This is a genomic window from Novosphingobium sp. SG919 (assembly GCF_012932495.1).
Taxonomy (GTDB): Bacteria; Pseudomonadota; Alphaproteobacteria; order Sphingomonadales; family Sphingomonadaceae; genus Novosphingobium; species Novosphingobium rhizosphaerae.
In genome coordinates, this window is record NZ_JABCNG010000001.1 from 720,881 (window position 1) to 735,030 (window position 14,150).

The 14,150-nt window shown below is 66.5% G+C and carries 9 protein-coding genes; 5 read left to right on the forward strand and 4 right to left on the reverse strand.

The window, feature by feature from the left end; all coding sequences use genetic code 11:
* Positions 1–84 precede the first annotated feature (84 nt).
* The gene (locus tag FHT19_RS03265) at positions 85–1,527 is read right to left on the reverse strand and encodes an FAD-binding oxidoreductase (protein WP_169473938.1); all 1,443 of its coding nucleotides are present in this window, start codon (positions 1,525–1,527) and stop codon (positions 85–87) included.
* A gap of 204 nt (positions 1,528–1,731) precedes the next feature.
* Here FHT19_RS03265 and FHT19_RS03270 point away from each other — a divergent pair, with 204 nt between their 5' ends.
* From FHT19_RS03270 to FHT19_RS03290, 5 genes are all read left to right on the forward strand, one after another.
* On the forward strand, positions 1,732–2,310 hold the full coding sequence (locus tag FHT19_RS03270) for a hypothetical protein (RefSeq protein WP_169473939.1): 579 nt from the start codon (positions 1,732–1,734) through the stop codon (positions 2,308–2,310).
* 176 nt (positions 2,311–2,486) lie between these two features.
* Positions 2,487–3,941: a DEAD/DEAH box helicase gene (locus FHT19_RS03275; protein ID WP_169473940.1), complete on the forward strand. Its 1,455-nt coding sequence runs from the start codon at positions 2,487–2,489 to the stop codon at positions 3,939–3,941.
* Positions 3,938–4,486 carry a TPM domain-containing protein gene (locus FHT19_RS03280; RefSeq protein ID WP_169473941.1) on the forward strand — a complete coding sequence of 183 codons (549 nt, stop codon included), beginning with the start codon at positions 3,938–3,940 and terminating at the stop codon, positions 4,484–4,486. Before FHT19_RS03275 ends, FHT19_RS03280 begins: the two co-directional genes overlap by 4 nt.
* A gap of 169 nt (positions 4,487–4,655) precedes the next feature.
* Positions 4,656–7,058, forward strand: coding sequence for a TonB-dependent receptor (locus tag FHT19_RS03285; protein WP_169473942.1), 2,403 nt, complete (start codon positions 4,656–4,658; stop codon positions 7,056–7,058).
* Between the two features lie 34 nt (positions 7,059–7,092).
* Positions 7,093–8,715, forward strand: coding sequence for an alkaline phosphatase D family protein (locus FHT19_RS03290; protein ID WP_169473943.1), 1,623 nt, complete (start codon positions 7,093–7,095; stop codon positions 8,713–8,715).
* Positions 8,716–8,847: 132 nt separating this feature from the next.
* Here FHT19_RS03290 and FHT19_RS03295 read toward each other — a convergent pair whose 3' ends face one another.
* Genes FHT19_RS03295 through FHT19_RS03305 form a run of 3 tightly spaced genes read right to left on the reverse strand, consistent with a single transcriptional unit; the run spans position 8,848 to position 14,062 of the window.
* Positions 8,848–9,603, reverse strand: coding sequence for a DUF3142 domain-containing protein (locus FHT19_RS03295; RefSeq protein WP_248290248.1), 756 nt, complete (start codon positions 9,601–9,603; stop codon positions 8,848–8,850).
* On the reverse strand, positions 9,600–11,738 hold the full coding sequence (locus tag FHT19_RS03300) for a hypothetical protein (RefSeq protein WP_169473944.1): 2,139 nt from the start codon (positions 11,736–11,738) through the stop codon (positions 9,600–9,602). The genes FHT19_RS03295 and FHT19_RS03300 overlap by 4 nt, the downstream gene beginning before the upstream one ends.
* A gap of 23 nt (positions 11,739–11,761) precedes the next feature.
* Positions 11,762–14,062, reverse strand: coding sequence for a UvrD-helicase domain-containing protein (locus tag FHT19_RS03305; protein WP_248290249.1), 2,301 nt, complete (start codon positions 14,060–14,062; stop codon positions 11,762–11,764).
* Positions 14,063–14,150: the final 88 nt, after the last annotated feature.

Genomic DNA, 14,150 nt, shown 5'->3' on the forward strand with positions numbered 1-14,150 from the left:
AGGCCGCGCGGGACTGGGGGTTTATCGGCCGAAACGTGCCCGTTTCGGTGCTGGATACGAATGCCGTCCCCCCAGTGCGCCGCTTCAGATCAGCTTGCCGGGGTTCATCAGGCCTTGCGGATCGAGCGCCTGCTTCACTTGCCGGAGGATCGCCAGCGCCACCGGATCGCCCAGCCGCGCCAGTTCGTCGCGCTTCAACTGGCCGATCCCGTGCTCGGCCGAGATGGAGCCGCCCCACGCGGTGACCATGTCGTGAACCTGGTGGCTGATTGCCTTGCCATCGCCGGCTTCCCACGCGGCGCGATCGGCGCCCTGGGGCGCGATCACGTGGAAATGGATGTTGCCGTCGCCCAGGTGGCCAAAGCCGATGGCGCGGGTGCCGGGCCATTGCGCTTCCAGCAGCGGAACGGCTTCTTCCACAAAGGCAGGCATCTTTTCTACCGGCACGCTGATATCGTGCTGCACCGCCGGGCCCAGTGCCCGTTCGGCCGGTGCAATGGATTCGCGCAGGTTCCAGAACGCTTCGGCCTGGGTTTCATTGGCGGCCATCGTCGCATCGTCGATCAGGCCGGCCTCGAACGCCTCTTCCAGCACCCGCTGCGCCAGTTCGGGCAGGCGTTCGGCGCCATCGGCATCGGCAACCATCTCGATCAGCACGTGCCAGGGGTGGTCTTCGGCCAGCGGCTGGCGCGCGCCCGGCAGATAGTCGCGCACCGCGTCAAGGCTGTGCTGGGGCATCACTTCAAAGCCTTCCAGCGCCTGCCCGGCCAGGCGTTCGGCCAGCAGCAACAGCTCACGCGCCTTGGACAGGCTCTGCGTGCCGGCCCACAGAACTTCGCGCGCGGCCACCGCCGGCTCCAGCTTGAGCGTGGCGGCCGTGACAATGCCCAGCGTCCCTTCCGAGCCGATCAGCAATTGCTTGAGATCGAAGCCGCGGTTGTCTTTCTTGAGCGGGACCAGCTGGTTGAACACGCTGCCATCGGGCATCACCGCTTCCAGCCCCAGCACCAGTGCGCGCATCGAGCCATGACGCAAAACCTGGGTGCCGCCGGCATTGGTGGAAACAAGGCCGCCGATCGTGGCCGAACCCTTGCCGCCCAGCGACAGGGGGAAGCGCAAGCCCTCGGCCTCGGCCGCTTCGTGCAGCACTTGCAGGATCACGCCGGCCTCGCACGTGGCGCTGCGGTTGGCGGTATCCACCTGGCGGATGGCATTCATGCGCCGCAACGAGAGCACCACTGCATGGCCGGTCTCGTCAGGGGTGGCCCCGCCCGACATGCCGCTGTTGCCGCCTTGCGGCACGATCGGCACGCCGTGGGTGGCGCACAGGCGCACCAGGGCGGCCACTTCCTCGGTATTGGCAGGCGATGCCATCCCCAAGGCGCGGCCCGTGAAGCGCTGGCGCCAATCGGTCAGCCAGGGGGCGATCGTGTCGTGATCGGTGGTAAAGCCCTTGGCGCCCAGCAGGGCGGCGGCGGCTTCCAGGAACGGCGCGGTTTCCGCGCGGGGTGCAAGCGTTTCGACCATGGCCACCGGCTACGCGCCTGCGCGCCCGGCAGCAATTCCTTTTTCATCGCGGGCGGGTTAAGGCGCTGTTCAAGCGTCGGCTGCAAGGCAGGGCGCCAATCGGTTCGGGTCGGGTGCCAAGGGGGGCGCCGGGCCACGGACATGAGGGATCGTAGGTTCGTTGCCGATTTGCTGATGCCTGGTCTGGTCCATCCTCTCGTGGCCATGGCGGCGCTTCTGGGCGTTGCCGTTGGGCCTGATGCCGTGCCCGTGGCGCCGGCGGGACGGACTGCGCCGATCGTTCAGGCCGCGCCGGCCGCCATCGCACCGCAGCCCTTGCGCGATGGCGCCAGCGGCCCGATGAGCGAGGCCGCCCCCGATCTTCGCGATGGGCAGGGCACCTTGGCCGATAGCCTTTCGGAAGAACCTTGGCGCCAGGTGCGGATCGAGCAGCGCCTGATCATTCGCATCACCCCCGGCTTTGGCCGCGACTTGCCGCCGCCACCGCCCTTGCCCCAGCCATTGCTGGTGCCGCGAGGCCGCCATGGCAACAGGGCCTGCGTGGCGCTCGGCGGGATCGGCGCAATCGCGCCGTCGGCATCGGATAGCCAGATCGTGCTGATGCTGCGCGATCGCCGCCAGGTGGTGGCGAGCCTGGAAAAATCGTGCAGTGCCCGTGACTTCTATGTGGGATTCTATGCCGAACGGAGCAGCGACGGCATGCTGTGCGCGGGCCGCGATTCGATCCATTCGCGGGCCGGCGCCACCTGCATGATCACGCGGCTGCAGGAAATGGGCCACTGAGCCACTCGCCGCTGGCGGCTTTCCTTGACTTTCCGGCAGGTTTCGGCATAGCGAGCCCGCAACGAGTGTCGGGCCGCGCATGGTCCGTCCTGGTGGCCCGGACCCATGGTGGCGTCGCGCGCACGGCGCTTCGTTGCCAGAAGGGCGGGCCATCCTGCTTTCGGAACATAATCTGCATGAAGTTTGCCGATCTCGGCCTCTCTGACGAACTGCTTAAGTCGGTTATCGACGCCGGCTATGACGAGCCGACTCCGATCCAGGCACAAGCCATTCCTTCCGTCCTGATGATGCGCGACATCATCGGCATCGCCCAGACCGGCACCGGCAAGACCGCCGGTTTCGTGCTCCCGATGATCGACATCCTGGCCCATGGCCGGCGCCGCGCGCTGATGCCGCGCTCCCTGATTCTGGAGCCGACTCGCGAACTGGCCGCCCAGGTTGCCGAAAACTTTGAAAAGTACGGCAAGAACCACGATCTCAAGATGGCCCTGCTGATCGGCGGGGTCCAGATGGGCGATCAGGTCAAGGCGCTGCAGGAAGGCGTCGACGTGCTGATCGCCACGCCGGGCCGCCTGATGGACCTGTTCGAGCGCGGTAAGATCCTGCTCACCGGTTGCGAACTGCTGGTCATCGACGAGGCCGATCGCATGCTCGACATGGGGTTCATTCCCGATATCGAGACGATCTGCTCCAAGCTGCCGGCCCAGCGCCAGACATTGCTCTTCTCGGCCACCATGCCGCCGCCGATCAAGAAGCTGGCCGATCGCTTTCTGTCGAACCCCAAGTCGATCGAAGTGGCGCGCCCCGCCAGCACGAACACCAACATCGTGCAGCACAAGGTCAAAGTGGCTTCCCGTGCCAAGCGCGAGGCGCTGCGCCACCTGCTGCGCACCGACAACGTCACCACCGCAATCGTCTTCTGCAACCGCAAGACGACCGTGCGTGAACTGGCCAAGAGCCTCAAGAGCCATGGCTTTTCGGCCGGCGAGATCCATGGCGACATGGACCAGTCCTCGCGCAATGCCGAACTGCAGAAGTTCAAGGACGGGGTGATCAACATTCTCGTGGCGTCCGACGTGGCCGCACGCGGGCTCGACGTGAAGGGGGTGAGCCATGTGTTCAACTTCGACACGCCGTGGCACCCGGATGATTATGTCCACCGCATCGGCCGCACCGGCCGGGGTGGCGCCTTTGGCCGCGCGTTCACGCTGGTGAGCCCCGAGGATGCCGAAGCGATCGACAATGTCGAAAAGCTGACCGGCACCAAGATTCCGGTGATGGAGCTGAATATCGGCGGGGCCGAACCGGCCGAGCGCACGGAGCGCGCCGAACGCCCCGCGCGCAAGAGCAGCCGCGCCGAAAAGCCCGCCCGCGCCGAAAAGGCGCCCCGTGCGGAAAAGCCTGTCCGCGCCGAAGCGCCCGCCCAGGAAAAGCCGGCCCGTCGCCGCAAGGATGCCCCGGCATCCGAAGCGCCGCGCCGCGCCGAACCCGCGCCGCGCGAATCGGTTGCCCGCGAAGAGGCGCCGCGCCAGCAGGCCGAGCGCCGCCGCGACTATCGCGCCGATCCGCCCAGCGCACCGGGTGACTGGAACGGCCCGATCCCCGGCTTCCTGCACGTTTCGGCGCTTTGACCCGCACGCGCCGTTTCCACGCGGCGCGGCTGGCTCTGATCCTGGTGGCCCTGGCCGCCGGGGCAAGCGTTTTGGCCTGGTCGATCGGCCAGGGCCACACGGATGCTGCATCCGTCCCGGGGGCAGCGTCCGCACCTGTGGCGATCACCCTGGCTGGCCGCGTTACCGATGCAGCCCATGTGCTGTCACCGGACGAAGTGGCCCAACTCGATCGTGCGCTTGGCGATTTCGAGCGGCGCACCGGCCATCAGATGGTGGTGGTGACCGCACCCGGCCTGGGCGGCGCAGACATTGCCACGTTTACGCGCGCCCTGGGCAATGCCTGGGGCATTGGTCGCAAGGGCGTTGACGATGGAGTGATCGTGCTGGTGGCCCCGGCCGAGCGCCAGGCGCGGATTGCGGTGGGCGACGGGCTGCGCAGCGCGCTCAGCGATGCCGATTGCGCCACGATCATGCAGCAGCACATGGTGCCCCAGTTCCGCGCCGGCCATTATGGCGCGGGCGTGATTGCGGCCGTGGCGGCGATCCGGGCCAAGCTGGCCTGAACGGCCGGCTGGTGCCGCGGCGCATAGGCTTCCCCGTTGTGAAATAATGAGAAAATGAGACTGGCTGACGCGAAATCGCGGGCTGGTTTCATGATGCTGTCACCAATCGGTGGCGGGGAAGGGCGGCGCGTTGGGCCGGCATGGCTCAACCGGAACCGATGGGGGTCTCATGCGTCGCCTTGCTCTTTCCCTGCTGGCAGCAGCCAGCACCTTGCCGTTCGTGAGCGTTTCAGCCCTGGCCGCCGCACCCGCCGCGTCGGGTCCAGCCGATACGGCCAGCGCCGATCCTGCCGGTGCCACGGGCGAAGCCGTCAATGTCGTCCAGGGCGATATTGTCGTGACTGCGCAAAAGCGGGAGCAGAAGCTCAAGGACGTGCCGCTGACCGTCTCGGCCGTCACGCAGGACCGGCTGAATCAGCTTGGCGTATCCGAACTGGGCGAGATGGCCGCTTTCGTGCCGGGCCTGCAGATCCAGAAGCAGAGCGCCAACAACCCCGGCTTCGTCATTCGCGGGATCACGTCGGACAGCGGCTCTGCCCAGGCCGGTTCGCGCGTCTCGGTCTATTACAACGGCGTGGATATCAGCCGCGCGCGGGGCGCCTGGCAGGATCTGTTCGATATGGAGCGGATCGAAGTGGTCAAGGGGCCGCAGGCAACGCTGTTCGGCACGGCGGCCGAAGTGGGCGCGGTCTCGATGATCTCGGCCCATCCGCGCGCGGGCTTTTCCGCCGGGCTCAACGCCAGCTACGGCAATTACAACAGCACGCGCATGTCGGGCTATGTCAACGCGGGCAACGATACGCTGGCTGGGCGCGTGGCCTTTTCGCACAAGTATCGCCACGGCTACACCACCAATATCCAGCCCGGGCAGGATGACCTGAACGGCGAAAACGATTGGGGCGCGCGCGCTTCGCTGCGCTGGACCCCGACCGCCGCGGTCAAGGTCGATCTGGTCTATACCTATGACCGCCAGCGCGACCCGGGCACCGGCTTCACCAGCCTGGTCTATCCCACCAGCCAGGGTGCGTCCGATCCGTTCGGCACCACCCAGCTGTCCGGATCGCCTTACAGCGCCAGCGCCCTGGGCGCAGCCAAGCTGGGGATCAACCGCGACGTGCACGACGTCAACCTGACGGGCACGGTGCAACTGGCGCCGGGGCTGACGTTCACCACCGTCAACGGCTTCCGCACGTTCCATTCGCACGAAGTGTTCGATGCCGATGGCAGCCGCGCGTTCTATCTCGAATTTGCCGAAGACGCGCAGGGCGAACAATATAGCCACGAAGGCCGCTTCAACTACGACAGCACGCATTGGCGCGCCACGTTCGGCTGGAATGCCTTTGTCGAAAACAGCTTCCAGAAAGTGCCGTTCTCGACCGACGAAGGCACCTACCTGGCCTGCGCCGCGATCAGCAGCTTCGCCGCGTTCCAGAAAGTGCTGTCCGCCTATGGCGTGGGCACGGGCACCGGTTGCGTGAATGCCAACGGCGTGGCCACCAACGCGGCCGGCCAGACCGCGACCTATCTGCTGACCGGGGGCAAGGCATCGAGCCTGCCTTACACCTCCAGCTACATGAACAAGGGCGTCAACAAGACCTTTTCGGTGTTCGGCGACGTGACGTTCACCCCCACGCCGCGCCTGGAAATCACTGCCGGCGCGCGGTTCCTGTTCGAACACCGCAAGTCGGAATACAGTTCGGTCCAGCCCAATTCGACGATCCTGGCTGCCTATGGCGTCAACACCAGCCTGCTTGGCGTGGTCAGCACCAATGGCGGCCTGTTGATGGCGGATCGCAACTATCACGCCGTGCTGCCGCGCGTGAACGTGCTCTATCGTCTCAGCCCGGATGTGAACCTCTACGCCACGATCAGCGAAGGGCGCTATTCGCCGGTGCTGCAGGTTACGGCCAAGACGGCGACCACGGCCAATGTCCTGCCGATCCCGGCGGAAAAGCTGTGGAACTATGAAGCCGGCATCAAGGGCCGGATCGGGCCGTTCAGCGGTGCACTGTCGGCGTTCTATCAGGTTTACAGCGGCTTCCAGGTGACCGTGACCACCAATGGCGTCACCACCACGCAATCGGCGGGCAGCGCGCACAACCCTGGCGTGGAATTCGAAGGGAACTGGCAGATCAGCCCGATCCTGTCGGTCAACGGCATGGCGGCTTGGCTGCACGGCCGCATCGATGGCAGCAATGCGCTCAGCGCCTATGCCGGCAATCATTTCCGTCTCCAGCCCGATTTCAGTGCGGCCCTGGCGGTGAACCTGCGCGTGCCGCTGGGCCAGGATCGCCTGTTCTATTTCGCGCCCAACTGGAACACGCGCTCCAGCGTGTTCTTCGAAATGCCCAACAAGGCGGCGATTTCGCAGGGGGCCTATTCGCTCACCAACTTGCGTGCCGGCTTCGAACTCGGGCCACAGGGGCGCTATGCCGTGGGTGGCTATGTGCGCAACCTGTTCAACCGCCACTACCTGCTCGATGCCGGCAACACGGGCGGCAGCTTTGGCGATCCCACCTATATTGCGGGCGAACCGCGCATGTACGGGATCGAAGCCAGCGCCCGCTTCTGATCACGCCGCACCTTGGCCATACAGGACAACGACCATGCAATTTCACCGTCGTGATATCATCAAGACTGCCATGCTGGGTGCCGGCGCACTGCTGGCGCCGGATTGGGCACGGGCCGCCGCGCTGATTGGCGCGCGCGGGTTCACCCATTCGGTGGCCAGCGGCGAACCCGGCGCCCACGAAGTGCTGCTCTGGACGCGCTATGTGCCCACCGATGGCGGCGTCGCCGATCTGCGCGTCGAACTGTCCGAGACCGAAGATTTTGCCCGCGCCTTCGCCGGTGGCACGATGCAGACCGGGCCGTGGCGTGATCATACGGTCAAGATCGTCGCGACCGGCCTCGCCCCGGCGCGGCGTTATTTCTATCGCTTCATCGCGCCTGATGGCACCCGCTCGCCCGTGGGTCGCACGCGCACGCTGCCCGCCGATGGCCAGCAGCCCTGGCGCGCCGCGGTGTTCTCGTGCTCCAACCTGCCGTTCGGCTGGTTCAATGCCTATGCCCATGCGGCTCAGAATGATGCGTTCGACTGCACCATTCACCTGGGCGACTATTTCTATGAATATGCGCCGGGTCACTATCCCGAAGGGGTTGATGCGGTCGCGGGTCGTGCCATCCTGCCCGATGCCAACACCGTGCACGTGGCCGATTACCGCCTGCGCTTTGCCAGCTATCGCGCCGATCCCGATCTGCAGGAATTGCATCGCCGATTTCCGATGATCGCACAGTGGGACGACCATGAAAGCGCCAACGACAGTTGGTCTGGCGGCGCGCAGCACCACGATCCGGCCACCGAAGGCGATTGGGGCGTGCGCAAGGATGCCGCGATGCAGGTCTATCGCGAATGGATGCCGGTCAGCGAGGCGCCGTGGAAGGCCTATGATATCGGCGGGTTGGCCACGCTGTTCCGCACCGAAACGCGGCTGCTCGGCCGCACCCAACAGCCCGATGTGGCGCCGCTGTTCAAGGTGGCCGATCCCATCGCCGCGCTCAAGGCATTTCGCGATGGCGCCTGGCAGGATCCGGCGGCCACGATGATGGGCAGCGAGCAGGAAGCCTGGCTGGCCGGCGCCATGCAAGCCTCGGTCAAGAGCGGGCGCCCGTGGCAGATCGTGGGCTTTGGCACGATCATGGGGCAAACTGTCATGCCCGCCAGCGCGCAGGATTGGCTGGCCAACGAAGTGGCGCCGGTTGCCGCCTACCTCAAGAGCGGGATGGCGCAGGCCAAGCTGGGCCTGCCGTTCAACTATGACAGCTGGGGTGGCTATCCGGCGGCGCGCGCGCGGTTCCTGCGCAGCGCGCAGGCGCTGGGTGGCAACACCGTGGTCATTTCCGGCGATAGCCACAACGCCTGGGCCTATAACCTGCGCCAGGATGGCCATGCCGCCGCCGTGGAATTTGCCGGGCATTCCGTCACCTCGCCCGGATACGAGCACGACGTGCGCACCGCGCCCGATACGGTGGCGCGTGGCCTGGTCGGCGCCAATCCCGAACTCGCCTGGTGCGATACGGCGCGGCGCGGTTACATGGCGCTGACCGTGACGGCGCAGGCGGTGACCAACGAGTGGATCATGGTCGATACCATCCGCCAGCGCAGCACGGCCGCCAGCGTGGGCCATCGCGCCACCGTGCGCTTGGGTCGCAACGCGATGGAGGCCTGAGCGTTTCGGATGGTTCGGCGCCGGCCCGCTCCCCCACCCGGCCTCCCAACGATAGTACCCTATGGGAGGCCGGGTGGGGGAGCGGGCCGGTGCCGAACTTCACATTCGCCGATCGGCGAATGTGAATTGGATTCAGCGCTTCAACTGCTTGGGCATCAGGAACACGACATAGCCCTTGAACTGCGGTTCGTGGGCCAGGGCAGGGGGCGGTGTCCAATCGCCGCCTTCGGCCAGGGCCACGCGGAACGGCAGGGGGAAATGCGCCATCTTGCGGAAATAGGCGTCATACCCCGGTATCGTGCTGCGCCCCTGATAGGTCTGCACCACCACTTCGTCGATCACCGGCTTGAGGCGGGCCAGCGCGGCCGGATCGCCATTGGCGCTCCAGTCCATCAGCCCGGTGATGGAAAGGCGCCAGGGGCGGGGCAGATGCGCGCGGGCATCGGCCAGGAACATGGCATAGCGATCGAGGCCTTGCGTCGCCGCGTCGAAATCGATTTGCAGGCCGGCCAGGTGGTTGCCGGCGGCTTGCCATCGCTCCATGTCCGCCACGATCATCGCCCAGGTGCGCGGGTTCAGGTCCAGCCGGTCGATCCGCACCACCAGCCACAGATCGGCATCGGGCAGGCGCGGCAGCCCTGCGCGCAACCGGGTGAAGCGCGCCGGGCCGGGCCGGCGGCGCACTTCGCCATCGAGCAGGTAGAGTGTGTGGGCGTGCAGATCGGCGGCCGGGCGCACGCCGGGCCACACATAGAACGCGTCGAAGCCGTGGGCGTCGACCTTCGGTTCGTCCGGCTTGGTTGCCGGCGTTTCCACCGGCTTGGGTTGCTGGCGCTGGCAACCCGCCATCAGGGCGAGCGCGGCCAGCGCAAGGGCGCGCCGCTTCACCAGTAATACCGCAGGCTCTTGGCCCAGCGGCTGGTGGGATAGCGGGCCTTCAACTCGTCATACCAGGCCTTGCGCTGCGCCTTGGAGACCTGCTGCGCCTGGTAAGCGGCGTAATCGGGCGTCGGCCCGGCGCAGCCATTGGCACCTGACGGCGCATAGCACATTACCGCGCGATAGAGCGCATAGGCGCGCAGATCGGCCGCTGCGCTCTTGTCGGCAATGATCGCGGCATAGATCGCGTCGCGCGCCAGCATGGGCCCACGAAACTGGTCCTTGCCCCGGCCCAGTTGCTCCACCTTTTCAAATGGGGTGTAGAGCGCGAAGCCGTCGAACCCGTTGAGGCGGTAGAATTCGCCCAGGCACAGCCGCGCGGTCTGGTTGGCCGGATCGCGTGCCAGCGTGGCGGCGGTCTGCACCAGCGGCGGGCAGGGCAAGACATCGGACCATTGCCCTCGCGTAAAGCGCTGCGCGGGCGGCGTCGGCAGGCCGGCGCCATACCACGCCGTCAAGTCGACTTTGGGATCGGCCGGCACCAGCGCCAGGTCGCGGGTGAAATCGGCATAGGCGCCGCGCGTCAGGCCTTTGTACAGCAAGGTGAATCGCGCCACGTTGCGTTCCTCGTCAGGGCGTGTGGCATCTGCTGCATTGGCGCGCAGCGTGGCCGGCGCGGCCATGGTCTGCAGCATCAGCTGGCGCAGCGTCGTGTCCTTGATCGGGGAGGCGCTGGCCAGGGCCTGGTCGATCCGCCCGTCGCGCTGCCAGCGCAGGGCGAGGCCCAGTTGCGCCAGTTGCCCCTGCCACAGCCCCTTGGCCCCGCCCATCAGTTCCTGCCAGAAGCCGGCCTCGTTGGTATCGTGCGCCTTGGCCAGCGCCATGCCGCGCAAGACCTGGCGGCTGAACGCCAGCGGCGTGTAGCTGGCGCTGCGCGCCGCATCGGGCAGGCGGGCCAGGATCGTGCGCGGCGCTTCCCCGGCGTAATAGGCGCGCGTGGCGCCGAGCAGGCCATAGAGATCGTCATGCCCGGCAAAGGCCGGCGCCTGTGCCGCCAGCGTTTGCGCGTCGAGCGGCATGGGTTTGGCCGGATCGAGCGGGCGCATCGCCTTGAGATCGGCAACGGCCATGAGCAGCGGCGTCTTGCCACCGCCGACCACGGCTTTCACGCCATCCTCGCGCTGGAGCAGCGTATTGTCGATTTCCTCGGCCAGATCGGCAGCGGCCTCGCTGTTGCCAGGCGTGGCGCGCAGCATGGCCTCATAGCTTTGCGCCAGCGCGGCGTCCTGCCCGGTCAGCCACAGGACGCGGCGCCGCAGCCCTTGCGCCGAGGCGGCATAGCGGCCTTGCGGATAGGACGTCAAATAGCGGTCGATCGCTTCGCCCGCCGCTTGGGCTGCGGTCTTGTCGATTTTGTCCAGGCCGGCAAAATCGCCGTACTGGTCAATGGCTTTGGCTACCGCTTGGCGCAGGGCCACGCGGATGACCATGTAGTTTCCGGTTTCCTGCAACCACGGAGAGGCGCTGCGCGATGCACTCGCAAAGCCGACCAGCGCAGCGGGATACTCACCCTTGTAAAAGGCATCGGCGCCCAGCAGGTAATCCAGATAGCCGCGCCCGGCGGCACTGGTGGTCTTGATCGCCATGTCGGCATCCGCGCAGCCCGCCTTGGTGCGCAGGGTCATCAGCAGTGTGCGATCACTCTCGGCAACGGCCTTGTCGGCCAGCAAGGCAGCGGCAAAGGCATCCTGTGCGGCCTTGGGTGCTGCGCACTCGCTGGCCGGTTCAGAGGCGGCGGTTTCCGGCTCGGGCGCTTGCGGCCACAGCGTTTCGCGCAGGCCCTTCCAGCTGAAGAACACATGGCCCAACTGGCCATCGTCCCAGTCCGGTTTGGCATAGCTCGCGCCCGCGTCGCTCACTGGCGCCAGGCTGCGCATCAACAGCAGCAGGTTGATCCGCGTGTCGTTGCCGGGGCTGAGCATCGCGCGGCCTTCGCAGGCGTAATCGGGCGCATCGAGCCGCCAGACCGGCGAACAGGACGAATCCGCGCAGGCCCAGGCAACGGTTGCCGCCAGCCCGCTTGCCCCGACCAGGGCCGCTGCGCCAACCCATGTTCTGGCCGCCCCCCGCTGCCATCCCCGCATCGCTTGTCCCCTTGCGGCCTGGCTCAGGCCGGTTTCACGAAACTGTCGAGCACGCGCTTTTCCCCGGCGCTGTCGAACAGGATTTCCAGCTTGTTGCCTTCCTGGCCCTGAACCGTGCCGTAACCGAACTTGTCGTGAAACACGCGCGCCCCCACGGCCACATCGCTGCGCGGCTTGCTGGCGAAACTGGCAGCGCTGCGCGTCGATTCGGCAATCTTGCGCGGCTTGGGATCGAACATCTGATTGGCCGCGCGCTGCCAGCCCGGCCCGCGCGTGCTGGCCTTGACCGGATGGTTGCGCGCCACGTCGGCAAAGGGATCGCTCGCCTCGCTCCAGTTGGCCCGCCACATCGAAGCGCCACCCGACAACGTGGTTTCCTGCTCGATATGGTCTTCGGGCAGTTCCTCGATAAAGCGCGAGGGGATGGCGCTGGTCCATTGGCCATAGATGCGGCGGTTGGCCGCGTGCAGGATGGTGCAGCGCCGCCGCGCCCGCGTGATCGCCACATAGGCGAGGCGCCGCTCTTCCTCCAGGCTGGCCAGGCCCCCTTCATCGAGCGCGCGCTGCGAGGGGAACACGCCCTCTTCCCAGCCGGGCAGGAACACCTGGTCGAATTCCAGGCCCTTGGCCGCGTGGATGGTCATGATCGTGACCTTTTCCTCGTTGGCCGCCGCCTCGTTGTCCATGACAAGGCTCACATGCTCCAGGAAATCGCCCAGCGTTTCATATTCTTCCATCGCGCGGACGAGTTCCGAAAGGTTTTCCAGCCGGCCATTTGCCTCCGCGCTCTTTTCCGCCTGGAGCGCGCCGGTATAGCCGCTTTCGTCCAGGATCGTGCGCGCCAGTTCGGCGGGCGAGAGCGTCGCCACCTGGTCGCGCCAGCGCAGGAAATCGCGCACCAGCGCCAGCAGCGTGTTGCGCGCGCGCGCGGGCAATTCGTCGGTATCGGCAATGTCATAGGCCGCACGCAGCAGCGGCACCTGTTGCGCTCGGGCAAAGCGGAACAGCTTCTCCAGCGTCTTGTCGCCCAGGCCGCGCTTGGGCGTGTTAAAGATCCGCTCGAAAGCCAGGTCGTCCGAAGGCTGGCCCACCAGCCGCAGATAGGCGAGCGCATCGCGCACTTCGGCGCGTTCGTAAAAGCGGAAGCCGCCGACGATGCGATAGGCGAGGCCGATCTGGATGAAGCGGTCTTCGAATTCGCGCGTCTGGAACTGCGCGCGCACCAGGATCGCCACGCGATCCAGAGGGCAGCCCTCGCGCTCCAGCCGCTCGATCTCCTCGCCCACGCGGCGCGCTTCCTCCGGCGCGTCCCACACGCCGATCACGCGCAGCTTGTCGCCGCCGTCCTGCTCGGTCCACAATTGCTTGCCCAGCCGCTGCGCGTTCTCGGCAATCAGGCCCGATGCCGCGCCCAGGATATGCGGGGTGGAGCGATAGTTCTGCTCCAGCCGGATCACCTTGGCGCCGGGAAAATCCTTTTCGAAGCGCAGGATGTTGGCGACTTCCGCGCCCCGCCAGGAATAGATCGACTGATCGTCGTCCCCCACCACGCAGATGTTCTTGCGCACTTGCGCCAAGAGCCGCAGCCACAAATACTGCACCGCGTTGGTGTCCTGGTATTCGTCCACCATGATATAGCGGAAGCGGTCCTGCCAGGTTTGCAGCACATCGCGATGCTGGCGAAAGATCGTCAGCATGTGCAGCGTCAGGTCGCCGAAATCGCAGGCGTTGATGGTGCGCAGGCGGTCCTGATAGAGGCCATAGAAATGCGCGCCGCGCCCGTTGGCATAGGCTTCGTTTTCCCCGGCATCCAGGTCGGCCGGGGCAAGCCCGCGATTCTTCCAGCGGTCGATCAGCCCGGCCAGTTGCTTTGCCGGCCAGCGCTTGTCATCCACGCCTTCGGCCTGGATCAACTGCTTGAGTACGCGCAACTGATCATCGGTATCGATGATGGTGAAGGAACTGGTCAGCCCGACCAGTTCGGCATGGCGGCGCAGCATCTTGGCCGCGATCGAATGGAACGTGCCCAGCCACGGCATGCCTTCCACCGCCGGGCCGATCAGATGCCCCACGCGCTCGCGCATTTCGCGCGCCGCCTTGTTGGTGAAAGTGACGCACAGGATTTGCGAAGGATAGGCCAGGCGCTGGCGCAACAGGTTGGCAAGACGTGCGGTCAGCGCGGCGGTCTTGCCCGTGCCGGCGCCGGCCAGCATCAGCACTGGCCCGTCGGTGGTCAGCACGGCCTCGCGCTGCGGCGGGTTCAGGCCGGAAAGCCAGTCGGGTTCTGTTCCAGCGGCATGGGAAGGGGGGGCAAAGCTCGTCACCGTGGAACAAGTAGGGAACTGGATGCGCGCGCGCAAGGCGGATTTGCCCCGAGCCATTTGCCATCGGACGCGGTGATTGCCGGTTATT

What these genes read in the sequence shown, in the direction of transcription:
- FHT19_RS03265 (WP_169473938.1), bottom strand. Translation starts at nt 1,527, where the DNA reads ATGGTCGAAACGCTTGCACCCCGCGCGGAAACCGCGCCGTTCCTGGAA.
- FHT19_RS03270 (WP_169473939.1), top strand. Translation starts at nt 1,732, where the DNA reads ATGGCGGCGCTTCTGGGCGTTGCCGTTGGGCCTGATGCCGTGCCCGTG.
- FHT19_RS03275 (WP_169473940.1), top strand. Translation starts at nt 2,487, where the DNA reads ATGAAGTTTGCCGATCTCGGCCTCTCTGACGAACTGCTTAAGTCGGTT.
- FHT19_RS03285 (WP_169473942.1), top strand. Translation starts at nt 4,656, where the DNA reads ATGCGTCGCCTTGCTCTTTCCCTGCTGGCAGCAGCCAGCACCTTGCCG.
- FHT19_RS03290 (WP_169473943.1), top strand. Translation starts at nt 7,093, where the DNA reads ATGCAATTTCACCGTCGTGATATCATCAAGACTGCCATGCTGGGTGCC.
- FHT19_RS03300 (WP_169473944.1), bottom strand. Translation starts at nt 11,738, where the DNA reads ATGCGGGGATGGCAGCGGGGGGCGGCCAGAACATGGGTTGGCGCAGCG.